Annotated in this window: 4 protein-coding genes (1 of these 4 cut by a window edge); all 4 read right to left on the reverse strand. The window is 72.6% G+C overall.

Annotated features, from left to right (window positions below; all coding sequences use genetic code 11):
- Tightly spaced (each overlapping or abutting the next), the 4 genes in view from AC1RQF_RS14000 to AC1RQF_RS14015 form a layout consistent with a single transcriptional unit that may run on beyond the window.
- Positions 1 to 966 carry a phosphotransferase family protein gene (locus tag AC1RQF_RS14000; protein WP_492872273.1) on the reverse strand — a complete coding sequence of 322 codons (966 nt, stop codon included), beginning with the start codon at positions 964 to 966 and terminating at the stop codon, positions 1 to 3.
- Positions 963 to 2135: an acyl-CoA dehydrogenase family protein gene (locus AC1RQF_RS14005; protein WP_273995384.1), complete on the reverse strand. Its 1173-nt coding sequence runs from the start codon at positions 2133 to 2135 to the stop codon at positions 963 to 965. Before AC1RQF_RS14005 ends, AC1RQF_RS14000 begins: the two co-directional genes overlap by 4 nt.
- The gene (locus AC1RQF_RS14010) at positions 2132 to 7912 is read right to left on the reverse strand and encodes an amino acid adenylation domain-containing protein (RefSeq protein WP_492872274.1); all 5781 of its coding nucleotides are present in this window, start codon (positions 7910 to 7912) and stop codon (positions 2132 to 2134) included. The genes AC1RQF_RS14005 and AC1RQF_RS14010 overlap by 4 nt, the downstream gene beginning before the upstream one ends.
- Positions 7909 to 15249 carry the 3' portion of an amino acid adenylation domain-containing protein gene (locus tag AC1RQF_RS14015; protein WP_492872275.1) on the reverse strand. The gene runs 1938 nt beyond the window's last position, so the window shows 7341 of its 9279 coding nt (coding positions 1939–9279); its start codon lies beyond the right edge, outside the window; the stop codon is at positions 7909 to 7911. Before AC1RQF_RS14015 ends, AC1RQF_RS14010 begins: the two co-directional genes overlap by 4 nt.

Genomic DNA, 15249 nt, shown 5'->3' on the forward strand with positions numbered 1-15249 from the left:
TCACAGCCGGCCGCTTCCGCACGCCTGCGCCGCGCGATCGAGCAGCCAGCGCACGATCAGCGCGCTGCGCGGCACGCGCTGCCCTTCGTCGCGACGCCGCAGCGCCAGCTGCTGCGTGATCACGGCGAGCCGCAGCAGGCCGTACGCGTACCAGTAGGCGGGTTCCGCCACGTCGCGCCCGGCGGCGGCCGCGTACAGCTCGACCAGCGCCGCGCGCGTCGGCGCGCCCGGCGCGCAGCTCGGCCCGGGCGCGTCGAGCCGCAGCAGCGACGAATCGCCGGGCTCGATCCAGTACGCGAGCGCCGCGCCGAGATCGGCGAGCGGGTGGCCGACGGCCGCCAGCTCCCAGTCCACGACGCCCACCACGCGCGCGGGATCGCCCGGATCGACGAGGATGTTGTCGAGCTTGTAGTCGTTGTGCAGGAATGCGGCGGGCGCGGCGTCCGGGATCCGCTCCGCCAGCCAGTTCGCCACGGCCCTGAAATCGGCGTCGACGGCCGCGCCCGCGGCCTCCGCGTTCCAGCGCCGCCGCCACTCGCCCAGGATGCGGCGCAGGTAGTCGGGCGGCCGGTCGGCCGGCGCGATCTCGAGCGCGTGCAGCGCCGCGAGCGTCGCGACGAACTGTTCCGCGAGGCGGCGCACGGTGCCGGGCCCGAGCGGCCCGCACGCGGCCGGCGCGACGCCGCCGAGCCGTTCGACCAGCAGCAGCGCGGCGGCGCCCGCGTCGCCCACCGCCAGCGGCTTCGGGGCGAGACGGAACTGGCCGGCCAGCCGGTCCAGCACGGCGAAGCGGCGCTGCGCCTCCCGCACGCCGCCTTCGGGCAGCCAGTACGCGATGACGTCGCGTTCGCCGCCCTGCACCCGGAACACTTCGCTGGCCCGCCCGCCGCCGATGCGCGTCGCGCGCGCGGCAGCGCCCGGGCGGCCGAGCGCCGTCATCGCCTGTTCCGCGATCCGCGCGTTCATGACGCCTCCCGCCGGAAGCCGGCGAGCGCATGGCGCGCGACCAGCGCCTTGTGGACTTCGTCCGGACCGTCGTAGATGCGCCCCGCGCGTTCGTGCCGCCAGAGCACGTTGAGGATCGTGTCGCCGCTCACGCCCAGCGCGCCCTGCACCTGCAGCGCGTGATCGAGGACGGTCTGCGTCACGCCGGCCACGAAGAACTTCGCGATCGAGATGTCGATCTGCGCGCGCTCGTGGCGATTCTGCAGGCGCGCCGCCGCCTGGGCCACGAGCAGCCGCGCGGCGTCGATCGATGCGCGGCTCTCGGCGATCCAGTTCTGCACGGTCTGGCGCGACGACAGCAGCTCGCCTGCCGCGAGTTCGCGCCGGCACGCGCGCCGGCACATGATCGCGAACGCGCGCTCGCACACGCCGATCCAGCGCGCGCAATGATGCAGCCGCCCGGTCGCGAGCCGCGCCTGCAGCACGACGAAGCCTTCGCCGGGCTTGCCGAGCATCGCGTCCTCGCCGACCCGGCATGCATCGAGCGCCAGCTCGCCGTGGCTCGCCCAGCCGTAGCCCTCGTCGCCCATCACGCGCAGGTTGCGGACGTGGCGGAACCCGGGTGCGTCGGCCGGCACGATGAAGGTGCTGGTGCGCGCGTGCAGCGGCGCGGCCTCGTCGGTGACGGCCAGCACGATCGCGAATCCCGCGCGATCGGCGCCGGACGCGAACCACTTGCGGCCGCTCAGATGCCACGCGCCGTCGCGCCGCACCGCCGTCGTCTTCAGCGACGACGGATTCGACCCCGCGGATTCGGGCTCGGTCGCCGCGAAGCAGCTGCGCACCTCGCCGCGCAGCAGCGGCTCCAGCCAGCGCTGGCGCTGCGCGGGGGTCGCGTATTCGAGCAGCACGTCGATGTTGCCGGCGTCGGGCGCCTGATAGTTGACCGCGTAATGGCCGAGCGGCGAGCGGCCCAGCAGTTCGCCCACCTCGACCAGTTCGAGCAGGTTCAAGCCCAGGCCGCCGTCCGCGCGCGACACCTGCGGCAGCCAGAGGCCGCGCCTCCGGTTGGCCGCGCGGATGTCGCTCATCAGGCGTTCGACCGCCTCGAAATCGCCGTTCGCCAGCGCCGCTTCCGGTTCCGCGAGCGCCGCCTCGACAGCGGCGAATGCCGTGACTCGTGTATTCATTGTTCTCCCTCGATTTCCATGACTGAAACGGCGCGCGGCTCGGGCCACGCGCGCAGGGCGGCGGCGAGCCCGGCCACGAACGGCGCGCGCATGATGCCGACGTGATCGCCGGGCAAGCGGATCGCCGCCACCTCGCCCGCGGCCGCCGCGCGCCATCCGTCGACGCGCGCGTCGCGCTCCGTCGCCCCCGCGTCGCGATCCGGGTCGTCGTCGGCGACGATCACGCGCAGCGCGCCCGCGTAGCGCGTCGCCGGGGCGTAGTCGGTCAGCGAATGCGCGATGAAGGCGCGCACGCGCGCCGCGAATTCGGACAGGCCGAGTTCGTCCGGCACGATGCCCGCCTCGATCAGGCGCGCGCGCAGACGCTCGACCTGCCGCGCGTCGTCGAGCCCGTCGAATTCGCCTTCGTCGAAGACGAGCGCGGCATCGGCGAGGCGCGCGAAGCTGTTACCGATCTCCGCGACCCAGCGCCCGCCCGACCAGTTCCACTTGAGCGACTGCTGCGTCGTGAGGCCCGGCGGCAGGCTGTCGACGACCGCGACCCAGTCCACCGCCTCGCCCTGTTCGCGCAGTTGCCGCGCGATCTCGAAGGCGACCCAGCCGCCGAACGAATGGCCGCCGAGGCGGTACGGGCCGCTCGGCTGCACGCGCCGGATGTCGGCGAGCAGCGCCGCCGCGATCGATTCGACGCGGCTCGCGCCGGAGCCGCCTTCGTCGGGCCCGGGCAGCGCCATGCCCCAGACCGCGAAGGCATCCGGCAGTTCGGCCGCGAGCGCGCGCAGATACGACGCCTGCCCGCCCGCGCCGGGCGCGAAGAACAACGGCGGCGCATCGCCGGGCGCGGACAGCGCGACGAGCGCGCCGACCTGGGCCCCGTCCCCGCCCGCGCCGTCCGTCTCGATCATGCGCGCCTGCTCGGCCACCGTCTGCGCCGTCAGCAGGCGGGCCACCACCTGCGCGTCGAGCCCGAACGCCCGGCCCGCCCGCGAGCAGATCCGCAGCATCAGCAGCGAATCGCCGCCCAGCGCGCCGAAATCTGCCGTGTCGGACGGCACCTCGCGCTTGAGCACGCCCGCCCACAGCGCGCGCAGCTCGCGCCGCAGCGCCGCGCCATGCGGTCGCGCGACGGCGGGCGCATTGGCCGCGGACACCCCGCCCCCGGCCGATCCCGCGGGCGCCGACGCCTCGCCGCGGCGGGCGGCGTCGCCCGCGTTCGTCATATCGGCCGCCTGCCCGGCGGGCCCGGATTCGCCGAGCATCATGCGCATCGCGTCCGTGTAGTGGCCCACGAAGCGGCCGACGGTCCCCGCCGAGAAATACCGCCGCGACGGCACCAGCGTGATCCGCAGCACGCCGTGCCGGCCGTCGACGCTGCTTTGCACGACGAGCGGCACGTTCGTCATGTCGGTCGCGTAGCCTTCGGACACGTCGATGTCGCGCACGGCCTCCTCGAGCGCGCGGAAGTGCGTGAAGTTGAACAGCACGTCGAACACCGTGCCGATCTGCCGATGCAGTTCGATCAGCGGGTAGCGCCGGCGACTGAAGATTTCCATCTCGGTCGCCTGCACCGCGCGCACCAGCGCGACGGCGTCGCGGGTGCCGGCCGTCAGGTCGAAGCTGAGCGGCAGGCTGTTCAGGAACAGGCCCAGCACGCGGTCGCCGTCGACGCCCTCGCTGCGCCCGTTGAACACGACGCCGCTCGTCACCGCATGCATGCCCGTGATGCGCGACAGCGCGAGCAGATGCACCGTCAGCAGCACGCTCTTCACGGACGCGCCCGCACGCACCGCGAGCGCTTCGAGGCGCGCCGACTGCTCGGCCGAGATCGGCACCGCCATCGGCGTCGCATCGCCGTCCGGCTCGTGCGTGAGCCGCGTGACGGGCAGCGCCTGGAGCCGCGCGCGCCACCAGGCGCGCAGCGCGTCGGAGCCGACCGCCGCGCGTTCCTGCTCGACGAACTCGCGAAACCGGCTCGCGGGCGCGGTGAGGGTCAGCGCCCGGCCGGCCAGCCGCGCCGCGTAGTCGGAGATCAGTTCGGACAGCAGCAGATTGAAGCTCCAGCCGTCGAGGATCGCGTGATGCTTGGTCACGCCGATATGCATCGTGTCGTCGCTCAGACGATGCACGGTGAAGCGGATCAGCGGCGGACGCGCGACATCGAACCGCAGGCGCTGCTCGGCCGCGCGCCAGTCGCGGATCCGCGCGTCCTGCTGCACGGGATCGAGGCCGCGCCAGTCGCGCACGGTCAGCGGCAACGGCACGCGGCGATGCACGTACTGCAGCGGCTCGTCGTCGGCGGCCAGGTCGAACGCGGTGCGCAAGGCCGGATGGCGCTCGAACGCGCCGCGCAGCGCCGCTTCGAGCGCGGCGGCGTCGAACGGCAGGGCCAGGCGCTGATCGTTGACGTTGTGATAGGCGGAGTCGTGGCCGTGCCGCATCTCGTTGGCGAGCATCGCCATCTGCATCGCGCTGAGCGGATACGCGTCGTCGTACGGCTGGTCGCGCGACGGCGTCGCGCGCGCGGCCGGGGCGGCCGGGGCCGGCGCCGCCGCCCCGACGGGCCGCACGCGCGGCGCGAGCCGCTCGATGGTCAGCGACTGCATCAGGTCGTCGAGCGAGAAATCGATGCTGACCTTGTGCGCGGCCGACAGGATCTGGATGCTCAGGATCGAGTCGCCGCCCAGCTCGAAGAAATTGTCCGTGACGCCGACCGTCGAGCGCTTGAGCACCGACGCGAAGACATCGGCCAGGGTCTGCTCGACCGCATTGCGCGGCGCGACGTGCGGTCGCGCCGCGTCGCCGTCGGCCGCCAGCGCGTCGACGAGCCGGCGGCGATCGAGCTTGCCGTTGGTCGTGAGCGGAATCGCATCGAGCTCGATCAGGCGCGCGGGCAGCGCGTGCGGCGGCAGGCGCTGCGCGAGCCAGTCGCGCAGCGCCGCGCCGGACACGCGCCCGGTGTCGCGCAACACCATGAACCCCACCAGCTGCGCATGGCCATCGACGGTCGCGTCGTCGACCATGACCGCCGCGTGGACGACTTCCGGGTGCCGGGCCAGCGCCGCCTCCACTTCGCCCAGCTCGATCCGGAAGCCGCGGATCTTGACCTGATCGTCGATGCGGCCCAGATAGTCGAGTTCGCCGTGCGCATCGAAGCGGCCGAGATCGCCGCTGCGATACAGGCGCGCGCCGGGCGCGAACGGATCGGCGACGAAGCGCGCGCGATCGAGTTCGGGGCGGTTGTGATAGCCGCGCGCGACGCCTTCTCCGCCGACATGGATCTCGCCCGGCACGCCCGGCGGCACGGGATGCCCGGCCGCGTCGAGCAGGTAGACGCGATAGCCGGGCAAGGGCCGGCCGACCGGGCTGCGCGACGATTGCGCGTCGCCCGGGCCGAGCACGCGCTCGGTCACATGGACCGTGGTCTCGGTGATCCCGTACAGGTTGACGAGCGTGACGCCGTGCGCATCGTTCAGGCACGCGGCGAACTGGCTCGGAATCGTCGCTTCGCCGCCGAAGAACACGTAGCGCAGGCTCGCCGGCAGCGGCTGCCGCGCGTCGTCCAGCGCGCGCAGCAGCTGCTTGAACGCGGTCGGGGTCTGGCTCAGCATCGTCACGCCCGCGCGCGCGAGCAGCGCGAGAAAGGCGTTCGGCGTGCGCGAGCAGCCGTAGGGCACCACTTCGAGCCGCCCGCCGTGCAGCAGCGCGCCCCAGATTTCCCACACCGAGAAGTCGAACGCATAGGAGTGGAACTGGGTCCAGACGTCCGTCGGCCCGATGCCGTAGGTCTGCCGCGTCGCCGCGAACAGGTGGTCGACATTGCGATGCTCGATGCACACGCCCTTCGGCTGCCCGGTCGAACCCGACGTGTAGATCACATAGCAGAGGTCGGTGGGCGAGGCATCGCGCGGCGGCGGCGCTTCGGCGCGGACGTCGGCCGTCTCCACGGCGGCCGTGTCCACGGCGGCCGCCTCCACATCGGCATCGATCACGAGCCGCGCGCCGCCGAAGCCATCGAAGCGCTCGCGCCGCGCGTCGTCGCAGATCAGCACGCCGGCCTGCATGTCGTCGAGCATCCACGCGAGCCGTTCCGGCGGATGGTCGAGATCCAGCGGGACATAGAACGCGCCCGCCTTCAGCACGGCCAGCATCGCGACGATGCTGTCGATGCCGCGCTCGAACGCGAGCGCGACCGGCACGTTGCCGCGCACGCCCGCCGCATCGAGCCGCCACGCGAGCCGGTTCGCGCGACGCTCGAGTTCGGCGTAGCTGAGCGAGCGGCCGTCGTACTGCACCGCGATCGCATCCGGCCGCATCCGCGCCTGGGCCTCGAAGCGTCGGTGCAGGCACAGCCGCGCCGGGTCGGCGGCGGGCCGCGCCGCCGCGTTCCACTGCGCGACCAGCGCGCGGCCCGCCTCGTCGCCGAGCAGCGAGACCTGCCCGACGCGCAGCGCCGCGCCGCCGCGCAGGAACTGGTCGAGCAGCGTCGCGAGCATCTTGAGCAGGCGCGCCGCCGACGCTTCCGCGAGGCGCTGCCGATCGAAGTGCACACGCAGGCACAGGCGCTCGCCCGGAATCGCGACGACGGTCAGCGGGTAATTGGTCTGCTCGACGACCTCGACGCCGGCCACGCCCAGCTGCTCGCGATAGCGGTTCGCCGCCGCGTGCGCCGGATAGTTCTCGAACACCACGAGGCTCTCGAACAGCGGCGCGCCGGGCGCGACGCCGCTCCAGCCCGGAATCACGTGCAGCGGCGTGTATGCATACGCCTCGGCCTCGACGTGCTGCCGATGCAGGCGCCGGAACCAGTCGCCGAGCGTGAGCGTCGGGTCGATGGCCACGCGCGTCGGCAGCGCGTTGACGAACAGCCCGACCATCTGCTCGACGCCGCGCAGGCCGGCGGGCCGGCCGGAGACGGTCGTGCCGAACACCACGTCGTCGCGGCCGCTCGCGCGGCCGAGCAGCAGCGCCCACGCGGCCTGGATCACCGTGCTCGGCGTGACCTCGCAGGCGCGGGCCAGCTGTTGCAGCGCATCGCTCGCGCTCGGATCGAGCAGGCGTTCGAGCGTGCCGTGGCCGCTCGCGTCGCCGGGCCGCGCGGCATCGGCGAGCGGCAGGGGCGTGGCCGCGCGGACGTCGCCCAGGCGCGCGCGCCAGAACGCCTCGGCCGCCGCGCCGTCCTGCGCGTCGAGCCAGCGCAGGAACGCGCTGTACGGCTGGGGCGGCGGCAAGGCCGGCGCGTCGCCGCGCCGGTACGCGTCGTAGCAGGCCAGCGCTTCCCCGAGCACGATCTGCACCGACCAGCCGTCGAGCAGCAGATGGTGGTAGCTCCAGACGAATTCGTAGCATTGCGCCCCGGTGCGGAACAACGCGCAGCGCATCAGCGGCGCGCGGCTCAGGTGAAAGCCCGGCCGCCGGTCCGCCTCGCGATAGGCGGCAAGGCGGCGCTGCTGCTCGTCGCGATCGAGGTGCCGCCAGTCTTCCTCGATCCACGGCAGCTCGACGTGGCGGAAGACGACCTGGACGGGCTTCGACGGCCCATCCCACAGAAAACCGGTGCGCAGCACGCCGTGGCGTGCGACCACCGCTTCGAGCGCGCGCCGGTAGTCGGCGACGTCGAGCGCGGCCTGGAAGGTGCAGCCGACCTGCTCGTAATAGACGCCGGACTCCGGCGCCTTCAGCGTGTGAAACAGCAGGCCCTGCTGCGTCGGCGTCAGCGGCAGCATCGTCTCGACGTTCGAGCGGGCTTGCTGGGCGGTGTTCGACAAGGTTGGATTCATGATTGCTCGTTCAATAGCTGTAGCACTTCGTCGATATCGTTCTGGTCGAGATGGGCGAGCGGCAGGTCCGATGGCGTGAGGCCGCCCGCCTGCGGCGACAGGCAGTGGGCCAGCACGGCGTCCAGCGCGTCGCGGAACCCGGCGGCAAGGGCGGTGACGGTCTGCGTCCGGTGCAGCGCGGTGCTGTACAGCCAGTCGACGCGCAGGCGGCCGTCGTGGACCTGCGCCACGACGTCGAGCGCGTAGCGCCGCCGCATCGCGGCCGAGCGCATGCCGCCCGGCGCTTCGCCGAGCCAGGCCGAGCGTGGTTCGCCGCCCTCGTCCAGCCGCCATTGGCCCAGATAGTTGAAGCAGACCGTGCGGTCGTGCGCGCCCAGTTCCGGGGCCTGCGCGCCGTGGCGCAGCGCCCCGTAGCCGATCCCGCCGTGCGGCACGCCGCGCATCCGCTCCTTCACCGACTTCAGGTCACGCGACAGATCGCCGCTCAGCGGCAGGCGCAGCGGATACAGGCTCGTGAACCAGCCGACCGTTCGAGACACGTCCACGCCCGTCAAACCGTCCCGGCCGTGACCTTCGAGGTCCAGCACGCACTCCGTTGTCTCGGTCCACGTGCACAAGGTGCGCGCCAGCGCCGCGACCAGCAGTTCTTCCGGGCGCATCCGGTAGGCGTCGCCCGCTTGCCGCAACCAGCATTCGGTCGTTTCCGCATCCCAGTCCAGCGAGACGCGCGACTCCGTGGCGACCGTGTTTTCCGACACATGCCCGCCGTCCACTGGCAGCGGCGTACCCGGCACGTCCATCTCCTGCCAGTACCGCAATTCCGCTTCCGGCAACGCGCGCGACCACGCCGACATTTCCCGCGACCACGCCTGATACGACACGCTCTTGGCCGGCCACTTCACCGGCTCGCCCTTTTGCAGGGCCGCATACGCGCGCCACAGATCGTCCGACAGGATCCGCCACGACACGCCATCCACCGACGCGTGATGCACCAGCCACAGCAGTCGCCAGCCTCGTTCCATTCGATACAGGCGCGCCGCCCACAGGCTCGGGCCGCTCAATCTCAGGCCCGCTTGCAGTTCGGCCGCACTCGCTTCCAGCCGTTGCTCGGCCTCCGCCTCGGACAGACCGCGCAGATCCTCGATTTCCACCTCGACCGATGCACCCGCGCCGCTTTCCTGACGCCATGCGCTCCCGTCATGCCGCCACGCGATCCGCAAGGCATCGTGCCGCTGCGCGACCGCTTGCAGCGCGGCGATCAATACCTCGGGTTCAAGCGGCTCGTGCAGCCCCAGATACGCGCCCTGGCTGAACTGTTCCCAGTCCTCGCCCGGCCAGCCCAGATACCACGCCTGGATCGGCCCCGCCATCACCTCGCCCCGCACCTCGCCCTGCTCTGCCGCCACGCCCGAAACGTCTTCCGCCTCGCAACCCTGCGCGGCCAGCTCCGCAATCGTCGGATAGCTGAACACCTGCTGCGGACTGATGCGCAGCCCCCGTTCCGCCGCGCGCGACGCCATCTGGATGCTCAGGATCGAATCGCCGCCGAGCGCGAAGAAGTTGTCCCGCACCCCCACCCGCGCCAACCCGAGCAGGCCCTGCCAGATCTCCACCAGCACGGCCTCGGCCTCGCTGCTCGCCGCCGCCGACCCGATCTCGATCTCCGGTTCCGGCAGGCGCTTGCGGTCGACCTTCCCGTTCGCGCTCAGCGGCACGCTGTCGAGCGCCATGACCGACGCGGGCCGCATGTAAGGCGGCAGACGCCGCGCGAGCGTGTCGCGGATCGCGTCGAGGTCGAACGTCGCGTCCGCGCGCAACAGCACGTAGCCCGCGATCATCCGCCGCCCCTCGCGCTCGATCACCGACGCCACCCCGCGTTCGACGCCCGGCGCCGCCCCGAGCGCGGCCTCGATTTCGCCGATCTCGATCCGGAAGCCGCCGATCTTGACCTGATCGTCCACCCGCCCGAGGAATTCGAGGTTGCCGTCGGCGAGCACGCGCGCGCGGTCGCCGGTCCGGTACATCCGCTCGCCCGGCACATAGGGGTTGTCGACGAACCGGTAGGCCGTCAGGTCGGGCTGGCCGAGATAGCCGAGCGCCACCCCCGCGCCGGCAATCCACAGATCGCCCGGCACGCCGACCGGCACCGCCTGCAGCGACGACGACAGCACATACAGCCGCTGCCCCGGCAAATGCCGGCCATACGGCACGAACGCGGCGTCGGGCGCGAGCCCGCGCGTGTCGTACCAGCACGACCAGATGGCCGCCTCGGTGGCGCCGCCGAGCGCGAACACCTCGATGTCGGCGGTCGCGGCCGCGCGGATCTGCGCGGGCAGCCCGACCGGCACGCGATCGCCGCTCATCATCACGAGCTTCAGCGCGGGCGGCAGCGCGCGCCCGCGCTGCCGGCATTCGAGCAGCAGCAACTCCACCACGGCCGGCACGGATTCCCATACGGTCGCGCGCTCGCGCACCATCAGGTCGAGCCAGACGCCCGGCGCGACCGTCGACGATTCCGGCGCGAGCACGACCGCCGCGCCCGCCGCGAACGCCCCGAAGAAATCGAACACCGACAGGTCGAAGCCCGCCGCCGACACGCACATCAGCCGGTCGGACGCGCCGATCGCATGGCGCTGCAGAATCGCCTCGATCGTCAGCGACGCGGCGCGGTGCGTGATCATCACGCCCTTCGGTTTGCCGGTCGAACCCGACGTGAACATCACGTAGGCGAGATCGTCGGGCGCGACCTCGGGCAGCGCGGCATCCGGCAATGCGGTAGCGACCGCCGCGGTGTCGACCGCCGCGGTATCGACCGCCGCAGCATCCGCCGCCTCGCTCTCGTCGAGCACGATCGCGCGCGCCGCGACGCCCTCGAGCAGCGGCAGATGCGCGCGCGTCGTCAGCACGTAGCCGACCGTCGCGAGCAGGTCGCGCAGCCGTCCCGGCGGCATCGCGGGATCGGCGGGCACGTACGCGCAGCCCGCGCGCATCACGCCCGAGTACGCGGCGACCGTGCGCGCGGCGCGCGGCAGCAGCACCGCGACCGGCTCGCGCCGCGCGCCCGCCGCCGCCACGGCCCGCGCGACGCGCAGCGTCTCGTCGGCCAGCTCGCGATAGTTCATCGCGTCGTCCGCGCCGACGATCGCGGGCGCGAGCGGCGTCAGCCGCGCGTGCCGCTCGATGCCCGCATGCAGCAGATCGCCCGCGCCGACGGGCGGCGTCGCGTTCCACGCGTGTATCAGCCGGTGCGCTTCGCCGTCGTCGACGAGCGCGATCTCGCCGAGCCGCGCGTCCGGCCGCGCGGCAAGTTGCGCGAGCACGTGCAGGAAGCTCGCGCCGAGCCGGCCGATCCCTTCGTCGTCATAACGCGACGTATCGAAGTCGACGTAGAGCACGGTTTCCGCGCCCGGGATCAGCTGCGCGACGAGCGGATAGTTGGTGCGCGTCTCGGCGGCGGCGAACTCGCTGACGTCGAGCCCGACGTCGCGCCGGGCCAGCGTCCGGTCGACCGGGTAGTTCTCGACCACGAACAGGCTGCTCAGCAGCTCGCCGCCGTCGTAGCCCGCCCAGCGCTGGATGTCCGTGAGCGACGCCGCGCCGAGCCGCGCCCGTTCGCTCTGCCCGCGATGCAGGTCCTGCAGCCACGACGACACGCGCGCGTCGTCGTCGATGCCGACGCGCACCGGCACCGTGTTGATGAACAGCCCGACCATCTGTTCGACGCCGGGCAGCGTCGCGGGGCGGCCGGACAGGGTCGTGCCGAACACAACGTCGCGCCCGCCGCCCGCATAGCCGAGCGTCAGCGCCCACGCGCCCGTCAGCAGGCTCGCGCGCGTCACGCCGGCCTGCCGCGCCGCGCGGTCGACCTGATCGCGCAGCGCCGCGTCGAACGCGAACGCGCGCCGGCCCTGGCCCTGCGGTTGCGGGCCGCGCGCGGGCGAGGCGAAGCCGATCGGCGTGGGCTCGTCGATGCCGTCCAGCACCTGCTTCCAGTACGCGGCCTGCTCGCGCGGGTCGCGCGCGGCCAGCCAGCTCACGAACGGCAGGAAGCGGCTGCCCGGCAGCGGACGCGCGTCGCCCGCGCGCAGCGCGGCGTAGCGGTCGAGCACCTGTTTCAGGATCAGCGGCACCGACCAGCCGTCGACGACGGCGTGGTGGTAGCTCCACAGGAAGCGCCACGCATCGCCGGGCTCGCGAATCAACGTGCCGCGCAGCAGCGGGCCGCGTTCGAGATCGAAGCCGCGTGCGCGGTCCTGCTCGCCCAGCGCGGCGAAGCGGCCGGCGCGGGCGTCGGCGGGCAGCGCGCCCCAGTCGAGCACGTCCCAGTCCGGTTCGAGCCGGTCGTGGACGAGCTGGACCGCGCTTTTCAGGTTGCGCCAGCGGAAGGTCGTGCGCAGCGACGCATGCGCCTGGACCACGTCCGACCAGGCGCGCTGGAACCGCGCCGCGTCGAATGCGCCGGTCATTTTCCAGTGCAGCTGCTCGACGTACAGCGACGCGCTCCCGTCGGCGATCGAATGGAACAGGATGCCCTGCTGGAGCGGCGTGACGCCGTACAGCGCTTCCAGGCGCGGGTGGTCGCGCTCGATCGCGTCGATCTCGTGCTGGTCGAGGTGGGCGAGCGGCAGGTCCGACGGCGTGAGGCCGCCCGCCCGCGGCGACAGGCAGTGGGCCAGCACGGCGTCCAGCGCATCGCGGAACCCGGCGGCGAGCGCCGTGATCGTGGCTGTTTCGTGCAGCGCCGTGCTGTAGCGCCAGTCGACGCGCAGGCGGCCGTCGTGGACCTGCGCCACGACGTCGAGCGCGTAGCGCCGCCGCATCGCGGCCGAGCGTGTGCCGCCCGGCGCTTCGCCGAGCCAGGCCGAGCGTGGTTCGCCGCCCTCGTCCAGCCGCCATTGGCCCAGATAGTTGAAGCAGACCGTGCGGTCGTGCGCGCCCAGTTCCGGGGCCTGCGCGCCGTGGCGCAGCGCCCCGTAGCCGATCCCGCCGTGCGGCACGCCGCGCATCCGCTCCTTCACCGACTTCAGGTCACGCGACAGATCGCCGCTCAGCGGCAGGCGCAGCGGATACAGGCTCGTGAACCAGCCGACCGTCCGCGAGACGTCCACGCCCGTCAAACCGTCCCGGCCGTGACCTTCGAGGTCCAGCACGCATTCGGGGGTCGCGGTCCAGTCCGACAAGGTGCGCGCCAGCGCCGCGACCAGCAGTTCTTCCGGGCGCATCCGGTAGGCGTCGCCCGCTTGCCGCAACCAGCATTCGGTCGTTTCCGCATCCCAGTCCAGCGAGACGCGCGACTCCGTGGCGACCGTGTTTTCCGACACATGCCCGCCGTCCACCGGCAGCGGCGTACCCGGCACGTCCATCTCCTGCCAGTACCGCAATTCCGCTTCCGGCAACGCGCGCGACCATGCCGACATTTCCCGCGACCACGCCTGATACGACACGCTCTTGGCCGGCCACTTCACCGGCTCGCCCTTTTGCAGGGCCGCATACGCGCGCCACAGATCGTCCGACAGGATCCGCCACGACACGCCATCCACCGACGCGTGATGCACCAGCCACAGCAGTCGCCAGCCTCGTTCCATTCGATACAGGCGCGCCGCCCACAGGCTCGGGCCGCTCAATCTCAGGCCCGCTTGCAGTTCGGCCGCACTCGCTTCCAGCCGTTGCTCGGCCTCCGCCTCGGACAGACTCCGCAGATCCTCGATTTCCACCTCGACCGATGCACCCGCGCCGCTTTCCTGACGCCATGCGCTCCCGTCGTGCCGCCACGCGATCCGCAAGGCATCGTGCCGCTGCGCGACCGCTTGCAGCGCGGCGATCAATACCTCGGGCTCAAGCGGCTCGTTCAGCTCCAGATACGCGCCCTGGCTGAACTGTTCCCAGTCCTCGCCCGGCCAGCCCAGATACCACGCCTGGATCGGCCCCGCCATCACCTCGCCCCGCACCTCGCCCTGCTCCGCCGCCACGCCCGAAACGTCTTCCGCCTCGCAACCCTGCGCGGCCAGCTCCGCAATCGTCGGATAGCTGAACACCTGCTGCGGACTGATGCGCAGCCCCCGTTCCGCCGCGCGCGACGCCATCTGGATGCTCAGGATCGAATCGCCGCCGAGCGCGAAGAAGTTGTCCCGCACCCCCACCCGCGCCAACCCGAGCAGGCCCTGCCAGATCTCCACCAGCGCGGCCTCGGCCTCGCTGCTCGCCGCCGCCGACCCGATCTCGATCTCCGGTTCCGGCAGGCGCTTGCGATCGACCTTCCCGTTCGCCGATTGCGGCAACGCATCGAGCCGGACCCACGTGCGCGGCACCATATAGCCCGGCAGCCGCGCGGCGAGCCAGGCCTGCACCTCGCCCGCCTCGACGGCCTCGCCCGCCTCCGGCCGCGCGACCAGATACCCGACCAGTTGCTTCTCGTCCGCCGCGCTGCGGCGCAAGGCCACCGCGCAGCCGCTCAGCGCCGGGTGATGGCCCAGCGTCGCCTCGATCTCGCCGAGTTCGATCCGATAGCCGCGCAGCTTGACCTGCGAGTCGATCCGGCCCAGGAATTCGAGCACCCCGTCACGCCGCCAGCGCACGAGGTCGCCCGTGCGATACCAGCGCCCGCCGTCGGGCGACGGTGCGTCGACGAAGCGCTCGGCCGTCAGATCGGCGCGCCCGAGATAGCCGAGCGCCAGCCCGTCGCCGCCCGCCCACAGCTCGCCGGGCACGCCGACGGGAACCAGGCCGCCCCGCGCGTCGACCACGCGTACCTCGGTGTTGCCGATCGGCCGGCCGATCGGGATCGCGCCGCGCCGCACGTCGGCCGCCGTCACGCGGTGGCTGCAGGTGAACGTCGTGTTCTCCGTCGGACCGTAGCCGTTGATCAGCGCGACACCGGGGCACGCCTCGACAAACGCGCGGCAACTCGCGACGGGCAGCGCGTCGCCGCCCGTCAGCAGCTCGCGCAGGCCGCCGAGCGCCGCCGGCTCCTCCTCGACCATCATGCGGAACAGGTCGGCCGTGAGCCACATCGTCGTGACGCCGTCGCGCGCGATCGCCTCGGACACGGCATCGAAGAACGGCATGCCGGACGCCGCGAGCACCAGCCGCCCGCCATTGAGCCAGCAGCCCCAGATCTCGAACGTCGACGCGTCGAAGCCGAGCGGCGACTGCTGCAGCATCACCGTCGAGGCGTCCAGCCGCGCATACGCGCCGCCCGTCGCGAGCCGCACGACGCCGCGATGCGGAATCGCCACGCCCTTCGGCTGGCCGGTCGAGCCCGACGTGTACATCACGTAGGCCAGGTCGTCCGCCTCGGCGCGGGGGGCCTCGCGCTCGGGCGCTCCGTCCGCCTCGGC

This window comes from Burkholderia sp. GW821-FHT14F03 (assembly GCF_058803765.1).

Coding starts and splice junctions, on each gene's coding strand:
- AC1RQF_RS14000 (WP_492872273.1), bottom strand. CDS start 966: ATGAACGCGCGGATCGCGGAACAGGCGATGACGGCGCTCGGCCGCCCG.
- AC1RQF_RS14005 (WP_273995384.1), bottom strand. CDS start 2,135: ATGAATACACGAGTCACGGCATTCGCCGCTGTCGAGGCGGCGCTCGCG.
- AC1RQF_RS14010 (WP_492872274.1), bottom strand. CDS start 7,912: ATGAATCCAACCTTGTCGAACACCGCCCAGCAAGCCCGCTCGAACGTC.